A 15434-nucleotide genomic window follows, 5' to 3' on the forward strand; every position below is an offset into this window, starting at 1 on the left:
CACGCGGCCTCCCCATTAGAACCGAGCGGGTCAGGCCCGTCACAGCCGCAGTGAGAGAGGGCGCCTCGGTCCCTGAGCCTGTCGAAGGGCCCGAGCGTCAATGCAGGGTGGTACCGCGGTACGCCAGGTCAGGGAGCCCGGCAGTGTCGTCCCCGCAGGAAGCACACGAACGAGCACCTGCGAGAGAAGATGACCTACCCCCGCCCCTCCGCCTTCGGGCCCGCGGCCGACACCGCGCCGGCCCCCGTCGTTCCGAGCCCGCGCTTCCCCGAGATCGAGCAGCAGACGCTCGCGTTCTGGGGGGCCGACCGCACGTTCCGCGCGTCGATCGACCAGCGCGACGGTGCGGAGGAGTGGGTCTTCTACGACGGCCCGCCGTTCGCCAACGGCCTTCCCCACTACGGCCACCTCCTCACGGGCTACGCGAAGGACGTCTTCCCGCGCTTCCAGACGATGCGCGGCAAGAAGGTCGACCGCGTCTTCGGCTGGGACACGCACGGCCTTCCTGCCGAGCTCGAGGCGATGAAGCAGCTCGGGATCACCGAGAAGAGCGAGATCGAGGCGATGGGCATCGCGACGTTCAACGCGAAGTCCCGCGATTCGGTGCTGGCGTACACCCGCGAGTGGGAGGACTACGTCACCCGGCAGGCGCGCTGGGTCGACTTCGAGCGCGGCTACAAGACGCTGGACCTCACCTACATGGAGTCCGTGCTGTGGGCGTTCAAGACGATCTACGACAAGGGTCTCGCGTACGAGGGCCATCGCGTGCTGCCGTACTGCTGGCGCGACGAGACGCCGCTGTCGGCGCACGAGCTGCGCATGGACGACGACGTCTACAAGATGCGTCAGGACCCCTCGGTCACGATCACCTTCCCACTCACGGGCGTGAAGGCCGAGGCGCTCGGGCTCACCGGCGTGCGCGCGCTCGCATGGACGACGACCCCGTGGACGCTGCCCACGAACTTCGCCCTGGCGGTGGGCCCGGGCATCCGCTACGTCGTCGTGCCCGGTGGCCCGAACGGTGCGGCCGACGTCCCGGCCGGCGATGATCCCGAGGGCGCCACGGCGCACCGCTACCTCCTCGCCGAGGAGCTGCTCTCCGGCTACGCGAAGGACCTCGGCTACGACTCCGCCGACGCCGCGCGCGAGGCCGTCGAGCAGTCCGTGCTCGGCGCCGATCTCGAGAACGTCACCTACGATCGCCTCTTCGACTACTACGCGGATGCGGCGATCTGGGGCACGCAGGGCGCCTGGCGGATCCTCGTGGACGACTACGTCACCACGGGCGACGGCACCGGCATCGTCCACCAGGCCCCGGCGTTCGGTGAGGACGACCAGCGCGTGACGGAGGCCGCCGGCATCCCGCTCATCATGAGCCTCGACGACGGCGGACGCTTCCTCCCGCAGGTGACGGACGTCGCGGGCGAGCTGTGGATGGACGCCAATCGTCCCCTCATCCGCCTGCTGCGCCAGGAGGGACGCCTCCTGCGCGAGGCGAGCTACGAGCACTCGTACCCGCACTGCTGGCGCTGCCGCAACCCCCTCATCTACCGCGCGGTGTCGAGCTGGTTCGTGCGCGTCACCGACATCAAGGACCGCATGCTCGCGGGCAACGAGCAGATCACGTGGGTGCCCGAGAACGTCAAGCACGGCCAGTTCGGCAAGTGGCTCGAGGGGGCGCGCGACTGGTCGATCAGCCGCAACCGCTACTGGGGCTCGCCGATCCCGGTGTGGAAGAGCGACGACCCGGAGCACCCGCGCGTCGACGTCTACGGCTCGCTCGAAGAGCTCGAGCGCGATTTCGGACGCCTGCCCCGCAACGCCGATGGCGACGTCGACCTGCACCGCCCGTACATCGACGACCTGACGCGCCCGAACCCGGACGACCCGACCGGCAGGAGCACCATGCGCCGGATCGAGGACGTCTTCGACGTGTGGTTCGACTCGGGCTCGATGCCGTACGCGCAGGTCCACTATCCGTTCGAGAACCAGCAGTGGTTCGACGAGCACTCGCCCGCGGACTTCATCGTGGAATACATCGGCCAGACGCGCGGCTGGTTCTACGTCATGCACGTGCTCTCGACGGCGCTGTTCGACCGGCCCGCCTTCACCGGCGTGTCGTGCCACGGCATCGTGCTCGGCAGCGACGGGCTCAAGATGTCGAAGTCGCTGCGCAACTACCCCGACGTCAGCGAGGTGTTCGACCGCGACGGCTCCGACGCGATGCGCTGGTTCCTCATGTCGAGCTCCGTGCTGCGCGGCGGCAACCTCATCGTCACCGAGGAGGGCATCCGCGCGGGCGTCCGCGAGTTCCTGCTGCCCCTGTGGAACGCGTGGTACTTCTTCGCGACGTACGCCAACGCCGCAGGCGGCGCCGGCGGCGAGGGCTACCAGGCGTCGTGGCGCACCGACTCGACGGACGTGCTGGACCGTTACATCCTGGCGCTCACCGGCGACCTGGTGCGCGACGTGGCCGACGATCTCGAGGTGCTCGACTCGACGCTCGCCGCAGCGAAGCTCCGCGACTTCGCCGAGGCGCTCACCAACTGGTACATCCGCCGCTCGCGCGACCGGTTCTGGGTGGGCGTCTCCGACGATCCGAAGAGCCGCGAAGCGTTCGACACGCTGTACACGGTGCTCGAGACTCTCACGCGCGTCGCCGCGCCGCTCATTCCCCTGGTCTCGGAGAAGATCTGGCAGGGCCTGACCGGAGGGCGCAGCGTGCACCTGCAGGATTGGCCCGACGCCGACGCGTTCCCCGCCGCCGACGACATCCGCGCCGCGATGGACGCGGTCCGGGAGACATCCAGCGTCGCCAACGCACTGCGCAAGAAGGAGGGCCGTCGCGTGCGGCTTCCGCTCCCCACCCTCACGGTGGCGGTCCCGGATGCTGCGTCCCTCGCGCAGTTCGACGGCATCCTGCGCGATGAGCTCAACGTGAAGTCGGTCGAGCTCATCGAGCTGGGCGACGACGTGTCGGAGCGCTACGGCATCAGCAAGCGGCTCACGGTGAACGCGCGAGCCGCTGGTCCGCGACTGGGCAAGCAGGTGCAGCACGTCATCTCGGGAGCGAAGGCCGGCGTGTGGGAGGAGCGCGACGGCGTCGTGGTCGTCGACGGCATCGCCCTGGAGCCCGGGGAGTACGACCTCACGCTCGAGGCCGGCGGGGTCGCCGACGGCACGGCGATCGCGCTGCTCGCCGGCGACGGCTTCGTGCTGCTCGACACCACGACCACGCCCGAGCTCGAGGCCGAGGGATTGGCCCGCGACGTCATCCGCGCCGTCCAGGACACCCGCAAGGCCGCCGGCTTCGACGTCAGCGACCGCATCCGGCTCGGCCTCGTGTTCGACGACGAGGCCGACGGCGAGGCCGTCGCGGCCGCCTTCGACGTCGCCGACGTGGCGGGTGAGACGCTCGCCCTCGCGCACACGGTGCGCACGCGCACGGCCGAGCTCGCAGCATCCGGTGATTCCGCGACGGAAGTCGAGTACGAGGCTGTCGTCGACGCGGGGACCTATGCCAACCGCGGCGCCTTCACGGTCTCGGTGGGCCGGACGGAGGCTGCGGCATGAGCGATCGCGACCGACGGCGCGCAGACGCCGTCTACGAGGCCCTCCTGCAGCGCCAGGGGGAGCGGTGGGTGCAGCCGCGGGTCGAGCGCACCCGTCGCGTGCTCGAACTGCTCGACGACCCGCAGAAGACCTACCGCGTCGTGCATGTCACCGGCACGAACGGCAAGACGTCGACCAGCCGCATGATCGAGAGCCTGGTGCGGGCGCACGGCCTGCGCACCGGTCTGTTCACCAGCCCCCATCTCGAGCGGTTCACCGAGCGCATCATGGTCGACGGCGAGCCGATCGACGATGCCGCGGTCGCGGACGCGTGGGATGAGATCGCACCGTTCGTCGACCTCGTCGACGCGGAGCTCGCCGCGAACGGCGATGCGCCGCTCACGTTCTTCGAACTGCTGACGGTGCTGGCGTTCGTCGCCTTCGCGGACGCGCCGATCGATGTGCTGGTGCTGGAGGTCGGGATGGGCGGTTCGTGGGACTCCACGAACACCGCCGACGGCGACGTGGCGGTGTTCGCGCCCATCGACCTCGACCACGCGGATCGTCTCGGCGACACGATCGCCGAGATCGCGAGTGTGAAGGCGGGCATCATCAAGGACGGCGCGGCGGTCGTGTCGGCTCGACAGGATGCCGCCGCCGAGGCGGTGCTCCGCGAAGCCGCCACCGCGCACGGCGCCTCGATCGCCTTCGAGGGCGCCGAGTTCGCGCTTGCGCAGCAGCGACTCGCCGTCGGCGGACAGCAGATCAGCGTGCGCGGCCTCGCCGGCACCTACGAGGACGAGTACTTGCCGCTGTACGGCGCGCACCAGGGCTTCAACGCCGCGCTCGCGATCGCGGCGGTCGAGTCGCTCGTCGGCGGCGCGTCGCAGCCGATCGCCGGAGACGTGCTCGCGGAGGGCCTCGGAGGAGTCACCTCGCCCGGACGCCTCCAGCTCGTCGGCGCCGCCCCGACCGTGCTCGTCGACGCGGCCCACAATCCGCACGGCGCCCGCGCGCTGGTGACCGCGCTGCGCGAGTCGTTCGACTTCGACGAGTGGGGCGTCGTGCTCGGCGTGCTCTCCGACAAGGATGCCGCCGGCATCGTCTCCGAGCTCGCACCCGTCGCCGCGCACGTGTTCGCGACCGCTCCCGACTCCGAGCGCGCGGAGGACGCGGACGCCATCGCCGATCTCGCGGAGGCGCACGATCTGCGGGTCTCCGTGCACCGCGACCTCGCCGACGCCGCGGAGGCGGCCCGCGCGTGGGCCGCAGCATCCGATCGGCGCGCGGTCGTGATCGCGGGATCGGTCGTGCTCGCGGGCGAGGCCCTCGCGCTCGCGGCGGACGAGGACTGGAAGGCCGGGTGGAACGAGTGACCGACGCGAAGCAGCCGAAGCCCCGTCGCCCGCGCGGGGCGGCGGAGTCGCTGGCCACCATCGTGCTCGGCTTCGAATCGATCGTCGTCTTCCTCGGCGGCCTCGTCGTCTACGGCCTCAAGGCGCTGCCCGCCTCGATCGAGCCGTGGTGGGGCATCGTGGCCGGCGCCGCTGTCGCGGCGCTGATGATCGTGACGACGCGCCTCGTGCGGTACCGCTGGGGGATCGTGCTCGGCTGGGTGCTGCAGGCGATCGTCCTGCTCGGCGCGTTCCTCGTGCCCGCGCTGGCCGTCGTCGCGGTCATTTTCGGCGGCATGTACGGGTATGCGACGATCAAGGGGGCCGCTCTGGACCGGCGCAACGCGCGCCTCGCAGCGGATCCCCCTCCCCACGCCTGATCTGCAACGAAAGGCCCCGCATGCCCATCGAAGAGACCCTCGTCCTCGTCAAGCCCGACGGAGTCGCGCGCGGCCTCACCGGCGCGATCCTCGCTCGCATCGAGGCGAAGGGGTACGCCCTCGTCGACATCCGCCTCGTCGAGCCCGACCGTGAGACCCTCGAACGCCACTACGCCGAGCACGAGGGCAAGCCGTTCTACGAGCCCCTGCTCGAGTTCATGATGTCGGGGCCGTCGGTCGCGATCCGCCTGGCGGGCAACCGCGTGATCGAGGGCTTCCGCTCGCTCGCGGGGACCACCGACCCCACGACGGCGGCTCCGGGCACGATCCGCGGCGACTACGGCCGCGACTGGGGACTGAAGGTGCAGCAGAACCTCGTCCACGGATCCGACAGCCCCGAGTCCGCCGCCCGCGAGCTCGAGATCTGGTTCGCCTGATCCGTCCTGCGGCTGACCTCCGGAGGCCTTCCGAGGCCGCGGAGGTCAGCCGAACAGCGTCTGCCAGATGTTGACGACGGCGTTCATCTCGAGCTGCGCCAGCAGCAGGATGATCGCGTAGCTCACGATCGCAGCCAGTGGCACCCACACCATGAGGCGGTCGGAGATGTCGCGGGCCCGCTCGGAGGCCGGGACCAGGCCGGCGCGCAGCATGTGCAGGGTGACGGCGTAGAAGGTCGGGATGGTGACCGCCCACGTCACCATGCACCACGGGCAGAGCGTGTGCAGGTTGGGCGCGTAGATGCTCTGGCTGATGAGCCAGATCACGAAGCCGAACGCGAAGGCGATGCCGGCCCAGAAGCACCACCAGAACCAGCGTGCGAACCGGGCGCGCGCGAGGATGGCCATGCCGACCACGATCGGGGCGACCCATCCGGTGAGTCCGAGGATCGGGTTGGGGAAGCCGAATGCGCTGCCCTGCCACGAGTCGAGGTTCGCCGTGCACTGCACCAGCACGCTGAAGTCGCACGATGCGATCGCGTCGGGGTCCGCGAGCTTCTCGAACTTCTCGATCGTGAGCGAGAAGGCCGCCCACCACCCGATGACGCCCGCGATCACGAGCCATACGGCGAGTCCGGTCGGGCGGGTGCGGGTCTGCTGCGCGGGCATGCCTCGGATTATGACATCGAGATCTGCACGGATGCCGCACCCCGGCGCCGTGGCAAATCGCCGATCCGCGGCGTGGGGGAGGCGTGGTCTCGGCGCGAATGGGCATTCTGGCGGGGGAAGTGCGATAATGGGGGGCGATGACTCACGGCCGCGCCGTGACGATCATCACCAGAAGACTTCAGGGCGACGAGTGCCCTTGGCAGCGCGAGCATCCGCCTAGCGCCGGACGACCGCTGCAGACCGAGTGAGTTCGCGGCACCGCCCCGTCCAGAGGGGCATGGGCGGCGCTGCACGAGATTTCGCCGGGCGACGCGCGGTGTCGCCCCGCTAGGAGTACGCCAGTGATGGCTGATGGAACCGATGCAGAATTCACCCCTCAGGCAGAACCCGACGCACCGCTGACAGCGGGCGACGAGGCGGCGTCCGCTGCCGAAGCGGAATCGCCGGCCGAGGAGACGCAGGAGACCGTGGAGGTCTCCGCGCCGACCGAGGAGAGCCTGGCGCAGGCCGAGGCTTCCGACGCCGTGACGCCCGAGCCCGCTGCCGAGGCGGAAACCTTCGCGGGGGAGGAGCCCGTGGTCGCGGCTGAGCCCGAGCCCGAGACCGACGCCGCGGATGCGGCATCCGAGCCCGAGGCCCAGGCACCGTCCGAGGACGAAGCACCCACCGAGCCCGAGGTCCCCGCCGAGCCTGAGGTCCCCGCCGAGCCCGAGGTCCCCGCCGAGCCCGAGGTCCCCGCCGAGCCCGAGGCGGTGACCGCCGTGACCCTCGGGCTCCTTCCCGAGGTCTTCGTGTCGGCGGTGTCGACGCAGCTCATGTTCTACGCGCCCGAGATCACGCCGCTTCCTGCGCGGCCGGGCCGCGCGCAGCCCGAAGCCGAGCCCGACGCGGCGGCATCGTCCAGCACCTCGCGCCGCCGCAGCCGTCGCCGCGGCGAGGGCAAGGACGAGGCATCCGCTACATCCGAGCCGTCGCAGCCCCGTCAGCGTGCCGTCGAGCTCATCACGGAGCCCCAGCGCATCAAGGGCTCGACGCGTCTGGAGGCGAAGAAGCAGCGCCGCCGCGACGGCCGCGAGGCCGGCCGCCGCCGTGCGGTGGTGACCGAGGCGGAGTTCCTCGCGCGTCGTGAGGCCGTCGACCGCGACATGATCGTGCGCTCGCGCAACGGCCGCATCCAGATCGCCGTGCTCGAGGACAACGTGCTCGTCGAGCACTACGTCGCCCGCAACCAGGACGCGTCCCTCATCGGCAACGTCTACCTCGGCCGCGTCCAGAACGTCCTGCCGAGCATGGAGGCCGCCTTCGTCGACATCGGCCGGGGCCGCAACGCCGTGCTGTACTCGGGCGAGGTCGACTGGGACGCCGTCGAGACCGGCAACCAGCCGCGCCGGATCGAGCTCGCGCTCAAGACCGGTGACCGCGTCCTCGTTCAGGTCACGAAGGATCCGGTCGGACACAAGGGTGCCCGGCTCACGAGCCAGATCTCGCTCCCCGGTCGGTACCTCGTGTACGTTCCGGGCGGCAACATGAACGGCATCTCGCGCAAGCTTCCCGACACCGAGCGCGCCCGCCTCAAGAAGATCCTCAAGGAGGTGCTGCCCGAGTCCTCGGGCGTCATCGTCCGCACCGCCGCCGAAGGCGCCACCGAGGACCAGCTGACGCGCGATGTGCAGCGTCTCACGAACCAGTGGGAGCACATCTCGAAGCAGATCGAGACGATCCAGGCGCCGGCGCTCCTGCACTCCGAGCCGGACCTCCTCGTCAAGATCGTCCGCGACGTCTTCAACGAGGACTTCTCGAAGATGCTCATCCAGGGCGACGACGCGCATCACACGATCTCGAAGTACCTCGAGTCCGTCGCGCCCGACCTCCTCGAGCGCGTCGAGCGCTACGAGGGCGAGCACGACCCGTTCGACGTGTTCCGGGTGACGGAGCAGATCGAGAAGGCCCTCGACCGCAAGGTGTGGCTGCCCTCCGGAGGCTCGCTGGTCATCGACCGCACGGAGGCGATGACGGTCGTCGACGTCAACACGGGCAAGTTCGTCGGCTCCGGCGGCAACCTCGAAGAGACGGTCACGAAGAACAACCTCGAGGCCGCGGAGGAGATCGTCCGCCAGCTGCGCCTGCGCGACATCGGCGGCATCATCGTCGTCGACTTCATCGACATGGTGCTCGAGTCGAACCGCGACCTCGTCCTGCGCCGCCTCGTCGAGTGCCTGAGCCGCGACCGGACGAAGCACCAGGTCGCCGAGGTCACCTCGCTCGGCCTCGTCCAGATGACGCGCAAGAAGCTCGGGCTGGGCCTCCTCGAGACCTTCAGCGAGGCGTGCGAGGTCTGCGCCGGGCGCGGCCTGATCGTGCACCACGACCCCGTCGTCAAGCACCGCGCCCCGGCCGCGAGCGGCGCGCCCTCGTCCGGCCGCCGGCCGCGCGGCGGGGCACCGGCGACGTCCGGCGGCGCCTCGAACGGCACGCACGTCATCACCGAAGGAGTGAAGTCGGCCCTCGCGCAGATCGCCGCTTCCACGATCCACCACAACGACGAGGTCGCACCCGCCGAGGCGGAGCCCGCGGTCGAGCCGGCTCCGGTCGAGCGCCCGAAGAAGCCGCGCAAGAAGCGTTCGGAATCCGGCGCGAAGAAGGAGAACCGCACGGAGAAGGACCTCCTCCTGGACTCCGTGCTGAACGCCCTCCCGGAGCCGAAGGCCCCTGGTCAGGGTCGCTCCCGTCGTCGTGTGACGACCGCGGCGCTCACGGGGACGCCCGTGCCGCACACGCCCTCGGAGGACTGAGAATCACGCGCGCCCGTCCCGGCTGCCGCCGGGGTGGGCGCGCGCCCCTCTGTCGGCGCGACCGCGCGCTCGCTAGGGTGACCCCGGGAGCTGGGGAAACGGGGGCGCCATGGCGCGCTACGTGTTCGTGACGTGGGATGGCGGCGGCAACCGCATGCCCACGATCGTGATCGCGCGCGTGCTGCGCGACCGCGGACACGATGTGCGCGTCCTCGGGCACGATTCCCAGGCGACCGCGTACCGCGGCGCGGGCCTGCCGTTCACGGCGTTCGCGAGCGCACCCGGATTCGTGCTCGATCCTCGGCCCGCCGGCCTGATGCGGCTGGTGACCGACCACGGCCTCGCCGACGACACCGTGGCTCAGCTCGCCGCCTTTCCGGCCGACGTCGTCGTGGTGGACTGCATGCTGATCGCCGTCCTCGACGTCCTCGACCGGATGGACCAGCGCTTCGCCGTGCTCGAGCACACCATGCACGACTTCATCGCCTCGGGATCCCGCGTGCTGGGCGCCCTGGTCTGGCCGCGAGGGATGCGGGTGCGCACGCCCCGCCGGCATGCCGCGCCGATCCTGGTGGCATCCGTACCGGGCTTCGACGTGCCGTTCCCGTCGCAGCGCGCGCTGTCGGCCGCGCCGGGAGCGGTCGTGTACGCGGGCGCGATGACCAGGGCCGTCGCAGCGAAGCCGCTCACGCCGACCGTCGTCGTGAGCCTCAGCACCTACCGGTTCGCGGATCTCGTCACGACCTGGCAACGCGTGCTCGACGCCGTCGAAGGCCTCGACGTACGGGTGGTCGCCACACTCGGTCCGGCTCTGGCGGCCGGGGAAGTGCGGCTGCCCGCCGGCATCGAGGTTCACGAGTGGATGCCGCACGAGGAGCTGTTCCCGCACGCCACCGTGGTCGTGGGCCACGGCGGACACGGCACGACGCTCACGGCCCTCGCCCACGGAGTCCCCGTGGTCGCGCTCCCGCTCGAGCCGACGTCGGACCAGCCGCGCATCGCGCGGGCGATCGCACGAGCGGGAGTGGGGGCCACGATGTCGCGCAGGACGGACGCCGCGACGATCCGCGCGGCGATCCTGCGCACGCTCGGCGACGACGCCACCCTGGCCCGGGCGCAGCGCCTCGGCGAGGCCATCCGCGCGTTCGACGGACCCGGCCGCGCGGCGGACGTGCTCGAACTGTCCGCCGCGGCGGGGCGGTGAGTCAGTGGCGGTCCCGACCGCGCACGCGCAGTCCGGAGGCGATGAGGCGCCGCACCAGCTCGTGGCCGCTCACATGGAGCGCGCCGGCGGCGACCAGGCGCGCATGCGCCTCCTCCGGGACGTCGTAGTGGTCGAGGTCGAATCCGCGCGCCGGGATGCCGTTCGCGGCGGCGAACGCGTGGAGCTCCGCGAGGTCCGTGTCCGTCACCAGGTGCGCCCACAGACGGCCGTGAGCCGGCCAGAGAGGATCGTCGATGAGGATCGCCACGTGCAGATCCTACGCACCGCATGCCGCGACACGGTCCCGCCCGCTTTCGCGGAGTGTTCCGGCATCTGGTAAAGTAGACCCTTGGTGCGTCGAGATATCCGCACCAAGTCTTCGTTGACGTCCCCGAGTGCGTGCGCGTGCTCCCAGAAGAAACAGGTGTGAAGTGGTTTACGCAGTTGTGCGCGCCGGCGGCCGGCAGGAGAAGGTCGAGGTCGGCACGATCGTCGTTCTCGACCGTCAGGCCGCGAAGATCGGCGACAAGATCGAGCTCCCCGCGGTGCTCTTCGTCGATGGTGACACCGTCACGACCGACGCCGACAAGCTCGCGAAGGTCACCGTGACCGCCGAGGTGCTCGGCGAGGAGCGCGGCCCGAAGATCGTGATCCAGAAGTTCAAGAACAAGACCGGCTACAAGAAGCGCCAGGGGCACCGTCAGGACCTCACGCGCGTCAAGGTCACCGGCATCAAGTAAGCCACAGGAGACGCAGAGATGGCACACAAAAAGGGCGCAAGCTCCACCCGCAACGGTCGTGACTCCAACGCTCAGCGCCTCGGCGTGAAGCGTTTCGGCGGCCAGGCCGTCAACGCCGGCGAGATCCTCGTCCGCCAGCGTGGCACGCACTTCCACCCCGGCGCCAACGTCGGCCGCGGCGGCGATGACACGCTGTTCGCGCTGGCCGCGGGCGCGGTCGAGTTCGGTCACAAGGGCGGCCGCAAGGTCGTCAACGTCGTGGCGGTCGCGGAGTAATCCAGCGAGTCTCACAGACTTTCCGGAAGGGGCGGGCTTCGGCTCGCCCTTTCCCTTTATCCCTTTCCCGGCACGCCGGGAAGCATGAACACCTGAGGGGGACCGCATGGTCACGTTCGTCGATCGGGTGACGCTTCACCTGCGCGCCGGCAAGGGCGGCAACGGCTGCGTGTCGGTCAAGCGCGAGAAGTTCAAGCCGCTCGCCGGGCCCGACGGCGGCAACGGCGGTCACGGCGGCGACGTCGTGCTCGTCGCCGACCCGCAGGTCACGACGCTGCTGTCCTACCACCACTCGCCGCACCGCTCCAGCGGCAACGGCGGCTTCGGCATGGGCGACCACCGCTCGGGCGCTGCAGGCGAGTCGCTCGAGCTGCCCGTGCCCGTCGGCACCGTCGTCAAGGACGTCTCGGGCGAGACCCTCGTCGACATGATCGAGCCGGGCATGCGCTTCGTGGCCGCCCCCGGCGGTCTGGGCGGGCTCGGCAACGCCGCCCTCGCCAACCCGAAGCGCAAGGCGCCGGGTTTCGCGCTGCTCGGCACGCCCGGCTGGGAGGGCGACGTCCTCCTCGAGCTCAAGACGGTCGCCGACGTGGCGCTGGTCGGCTTCCCCTCGGCGGGCAAGTCAAGCCTCATCGCGGCCATCTCGGCGGCGCGACCCAAGATCGCGGACTATCCGTTCACCACGCTGCATCCCAACCTCGGCGTCGTGCAGGCGGGGGAGGAGCGCTTCACCGTCGCCGACGTGCCAGGTCTGATCGAGGGCGCGAGCGAGGGCAAGGGCCTCGGCCTCGAGTTCCTCCGTCACGTGGAGCGCTGCACCGCTCTCGTCCACGTGCTGGACTGCGCCACGCTCGAGCCGGGCCGCGACCCCCTCACCGATCTCGACGTGATCCTCGACGAACTCGCGGCCTACCCGGTCCCCGACGGGCAGCTCCCGCTGCTCGAGCGCCCCCAGCTCGTGGCGCTCAACAAGGTCGACGTCCCGGAGGCGAAGGATCTCGCCGACCTGGTCCGTCCCGATCTCGAGGCGCGCGGGTTCCGCGTGTTCGAGATCTCGACGGTGAGTCACGAAGGGCTCCGCCAGCTCACGTTCGCGCTCGGCGACATCGTCGCGAAGCACCGTGCCGAACTCGCCGCCGCGCCCGCCCCAGAGCGTGTCGTCATCCGGCCGAAGGGCGCCGAGAAGGAATTCTCGGTCCGCGTCGAGGGCGGCACCTACGGCAACATCTACCGCATCCTCGGCGACAAGCCGCTCAAGTGGGTGCAGCAGACCGACTTCCAGAACGAGGAGGCCGTCGGATACCTCGGCGACCGCCTCGAGAAGCTCGGCGTCGAAGACGAGCTGTTCCGCGCGGGCGCCACGCCCGGCGCCACCGTCGTGATCGGCGAGGGGGACGGCATCGTCTTCGACTGGGAGCCCTCGATCTCGTCGAACGCGGAGCTGATGACGGCGCCGCGCGGCACCGACCCGCGCCTGCTGCGCGACAACCGGCGCACCACGTCGGAGCGCCGCGAGCGCTACCACGACATGATGGACGCCAAGGCGGAGGCACGCGCCGAGCTGGAGGCAGAGCGGATCGCCGAGCGCTACCGCGACCAGGAGGACGAGGAGTGAGCGCGCGGGAGCGCAGCGACCTCCCGACCGCGCGCCGCGTCGTCGTCAAGGTCGGCTCGTCGTCGATCAGCGGCGACAACGCCCACAAGATCAAGCCGATCGTCGACGGGCTCGCCGCTGCTCACGGGCGCGGCACCGAGGTCGTGCTCGTCTCCTCCGGCGCCATCGCGACCGGGATGCCGTATCTGCTGCTGGGTGAGCGGCCGAGCGACCTCGCGACGCAGCAGGCCGCCGCCGCGGTGGGCCAGAACGTGCTCATCTACCGCTACCAAGAGGCCCTGCGCCCGTTCCGCATCGTCGCCGGCCAGGTGCTGCTGACCGCGGGCGACCTCGAGAACGCGACGCACCGCTCCAACGCCCGCCGTGCCATGGAACGGCTCCTGGGCCTGCGCATCCTCCCGATCGTCAACGAGAACGACACCGTCGCGACCCACGAGATCCGCTTCGGCGACAACGACCGGCTCGCCGCTCTCGTCGCCCAGCTGATCGGGGCGGACGCCCTCGTCCTCCTCAGCGACATCGAGTGCCTGTACACGCGGCCGCCGGACGAGCCCGGTGCCCGGCCGATCCCGCACGTCGCGTACGGCGACGACCTGCACGGCTTCGAGTTCGGCTCGGTCGTCGTCAACAGCGTCGGCACCGGCGGAGCGGCCACCAAGGTGTCCGCGGCACGGCTGGCCGCAGCATCCGGGATCGGCGTCCTCGTCACGAGCGCGGACCTGGTCGGCGAAGCGCTCTCGGGCGACGAGATCGGCACGTGGTTCCAGCCGAACCCCGAGCCCGCGGCGCCCGCCGCGACCGGTCCCGTGCGCACGGCCGTCGATACACTGGGCTGATGATCACCACCGCCACGACGGCACGTGAACGGATGCTGCTCGCCAAGGACGCGGCGCGCAGCATCGGCCTCCTCGGGGACGAGGTCAAGCGCGACGCGCTCCTCGCGATCGCCGATGCGATCGAGGCCTCCGCGCCGGCGATCGTGGCGGCGAACGCCGACGACCTGCGTCGAGGCACCGAGACCGGCCTTTCGACGGCGCTGCAGGACCGTCTGCGCCTCGACGAGCCCCGCGTCGCGTCGCTCGCTGCGGCTGTGCGGGAGATCGCCGCGCTGCCCGATCCGGTCGGCCGCGTGCTCGATGAGCGGACGCTGTCGAACGGCGTGACGCTCACCAAGGTCGCCGTGCCGTTCGGCGTCGTGGGCTCGATCTACGAAGCCCGGCCCAATGTCACCGTCGACATCGCCGCCCTCGCCCTGCGCTCCGGCAACGCGGTCGTGCTGCGAGGCGGCACCGCCGCCGAGCACACCAACGCGGCTCTCGTGCGTGCGATGCGCGGAGCGCTGGCCGAGCGGGGGATCGACCCCGAGGCCATCCAGACGGTGGACGAGTTCGGCCGCGAGGGAGCCCGCGAACTGATGCACGCGCGGGGGATCGTCGACGTGCTGGTGCCCCGCGGCAGCGCCCAGCTCATCGAGACGGTCGTGACGGAGTCCTCCGTCCCCGTCATCGAGACCGGCGCGGGCGTCGTGCACATCGTCCTCGACGAGTCCGCGCCCCTCGACTGGGCGCGCGACATCGTCGTGAACGCCAAGACGCAGCGGCCCAGCGTCTGCAACGCCGTCGAGACGGTGCTCGTGCACCGCGCCGCCGCCGACCGCCTCGTCGGACCCGTCGTGGCAGCGCTCCAGCAGAACGGTGTGACGGTCCACGGCGACGAGACCGTCGAGAGCCTGGCCCCGGGCGTCACCGCGGCGACCGACGAGGACTGGGCCACCGAGTATCTCAGCCTCGACCTCGCGATGCGCGTCGTCGACGACCTGGACGACGCGCTCGAGCACATCCGCCGGTACTCGACGCACCACACCGAGTCGATCGTGACGCAGGATGCCGCGAACGAGGCCCGCTTCCTGGCCGAGGTCGACTCCGCCGTGGTGATGGCCAACACGTCGACCCGTTTCACCGACGGCGGCGAGTTCGGCTTCGGCGCCGAGGTCGGCATCTCGACGCAGAAGCTGCACGCGCGAGGGCCGATGGGGCTCGCGGAGCTGACCAGCTCGAAGTGGCTCGCGCGGGGTGCCGGGCAGGTACGCGCGTAACGGAATAGACTTGTCCAGTCCTGCGCCCCAGAGGCGAACCCGAACGGAGCCCGAATGACCACCGCCACGATCATCGCCCTCGCCGCCGAAGAGGCGGAGCACCACGGCAACGTCGCCCTCGAGACCGTCGGGTACGGCATCGTCGCGATGGTGGTCTTCGCCGCGCTGGCGATCGTGACGCTCTCGTACCGCAACGTGGCCAACCGCCACGCACACAAGGCCGAGGCCTACGCCAAGGCCCACGCGAACGACGTACAGCGAGCGGGGCACGGCCACTAAG

General features: G+C 70.7%; 14 protein-coding genes. 12 read left to right on the forward strand and 2 right to left on the reverse strand.

Annotated elements, in window-relative coordinates; all coding sequences use genetic code 11:
* The first annotated feature begins 189 nt into the window (after positions 1-189).
* Genes ileS through ndk form a run of 4 tightly spaced genes read left to right on the forward strand, consistent with a single transcriptional unit; the run spans position 190 to position 5763 of the window.
* Positions 190-3573, forward strand: coding sequence for an isoleucine--tRNA ligase (ileS, locus tag ACFQ7C_RS08035; protein WP_378898981.1), 3384 nt, complete (start codon positions 190-192; stop codon positions 3571-3573).
* Positions 3570-4928 (forward strand): bifunctional folylpolyglutamate synthase/dihydrofolate synthase, encoded by a 1359-nt coding sequence (locus tag ACFQ7C_RS08040; protein ID WP_378898982.1) that lies wholly within the window; start codon positions 3570-3572, stop codon positions 4926-4928. Before ileS ends, ACFQ7C_RS08040 begins: the two co-directional genes overlap by 4 nt.
* Positions 4916-5326, forward strand: coding sequence for a DUF4233 domain-containing protein (locus ACFQ7C_RS08045; protein WP_378898983.1), 411 nt, complete (start codon positions 4916-4918; stop codon positions 5324-5326). The genes ACFQ7C_RS08040 and ACFQ7C_RS08045 overlap by 13 nt, the downstream gene beginning before the upstream one ends.
* A 20-nt stretch (positions 5327-5346) precedes the next feature.
* Positions 5347-5763 carry a nucleoside-diphosphate kinase gene (gene ndk, locus ACFQ7C_RS08050; RefSeq protein ID WP_378898984.1) on the forward strand — a complete coding sequence of 139 codons (417 nt, stop codon included), beginning with the start codon at positions 5347-5349 and terminating at the stop codon, positions 5761-5763.
* A 45-nt stretch (positions 5764-5808) separates the two neighbouring features.
* Here the strand turns inward: ndk and ACFQ7C_RS08055 are convergent, their stop codons facing one another.
* Complete coding sequence (locus ACFQ7C_RS08055) at positions 5809-6432, reverse strand: vitamin K epoxide reductase family protein (RefSeq protein WP_378898985.1); 624 nt, start codon at positions 6430-6432, stop codon at positions 5809-5811.
* Positions 6433-6776: 344 nt separating this feature from the next.
* Here ACFQ7C_RS08055 and ACFQ7C_RS08060 point away from each other — a divergent pair, with 344 nt between their 5' ends.
* Positions 6777-9224 carry an Rne/Rng family ribonuclease gene (locus ACFQ7C_RS08060; RefSeq protein ID WP_378898986.1) on the forward strand — a complete coding sequence of 816 codons (2448 nt, stop codon included), beginning with the start codon at positions 6777-6779 and terminating at the stop codon, positions 9222-9224.
* A 109-nt stretch (positions 9225-9333) separates the two neighbouring features.
* Positions 9334-10428, forward strand: a complete 1095-nt coding sequence (locus ACFQ7C_RS08065; RefSeq protein ID WP_378898987.1) for a glycosyltransferase — start codon at positions 9334-9336, stop codon at positions 10426-10428.
* A 1-nt stretch (position 10429) separates the two neighbouring features.
* Here the strand turns inward: ACFQ7C_RS08065 and ACFQ7C_RS08070 are convergent, their stop codons facing one another.
* The gene (locus tag ACFQ7C_RS08070) at positions 10430-10696 is read right to left on the reverse strand and encodes a DUF4031 domain-containing protein (protein WP_376006467.1); all 267 of its coding nucleotides are present in this window, start codon (positions 10694-10696) and stop codon (positions 10430-10432) included.
* A gap of 163 nt (positions 10697-10859) precedes the next feature.
* Here ACFQ7C_RS08070 and rplU point away from each other — a divergent pair, with 163 nt between their 5' ends.
* The 6 genes from rplU to ACFQ7C_RS08100 all read left to right on the forward strand — a co-directional run bounded on the left by rplU (position 10860) and on the right by ACFQ7C_RS08100 (position 15433).
* Positions 10860-11168 (forward strand): 50S ribosomal protein L21, encoded by a 309-nt coding sequence (gene rplU, locus ACFQ7C_RS08075; protein WP_026059456.1) that lies wholly within the window; start codon positions 10860-10862, stop codon positions 11166-11168.
* 18 nt (positions 11169-11186) lie between these two features.
* On the forward strand, positions 11187-11444 hold the full coding sequence (rpmA, locus tag ACFQ7C_RS08080; protein WP_109211194.1) for a 50S ribosomal protein L27: 258 nt from the start codon (positions 11187-11189) through the stop codon (positions 11442-11444).
* Positions 11445-11550: 106 nt separating this feature from the next.
* A complete protein-coding gene (gene obgE, locus ACFQ7C_RS08085) occupies positions 11551-13059 on the forward strand; it encodes a GTPase ObgE (RefSeq protein WP_378898988.1) in 1509 nt (502 codons plus the stop codon).
* Entirely contained in the window at positions 13056-13895 is an 840-nt protein-coding gene (proB, locus tag ACFQ7C_RS08090; protein ID WP_378898989.1) for a glutamate 5-kinase, read from the forward strand. Before obgE ends, proB begins: the two co-directional genes overlap by 4 nt.
* Positions 13895-15154 (forward strand): glutamate-5-semialdehyde dehydrogenase, encoded by a 1260-nt coding sequence (locus ACFQ7C_RS08095; protein WP_378898990.1) that lies wholly within the window; start codon positions 13895-13897, stop codon positions 15152-15154. Before proB ends, ACFQ7C_RS08095 begins: the two co-directional genes overlap by 1 nt.
* Before the next feature lie 54 nt (positions 15155-15208).
* A complete protein-coding gene (locus ACFQ7C_RS08100; protein WP_378898991.1) occupies positions 15209-15433 on the forward strand; it encodes a hypothetical protein in 225 nt (74 codons plus the stop codon).
* The last annotated feature ends 1 nt before the right edge of the window (position 15434 follow it).

Origin of the sequence: Microbacterium sp. NPDC056569 (assembly GCF_042793475.1) — a bacterium.
Taxonomy (GTDB): domain Bacteria; phylum Actinomycetota; class Actinomycetes; order Actinomycetales; family Microbacteriaceae; genus Microbacterium.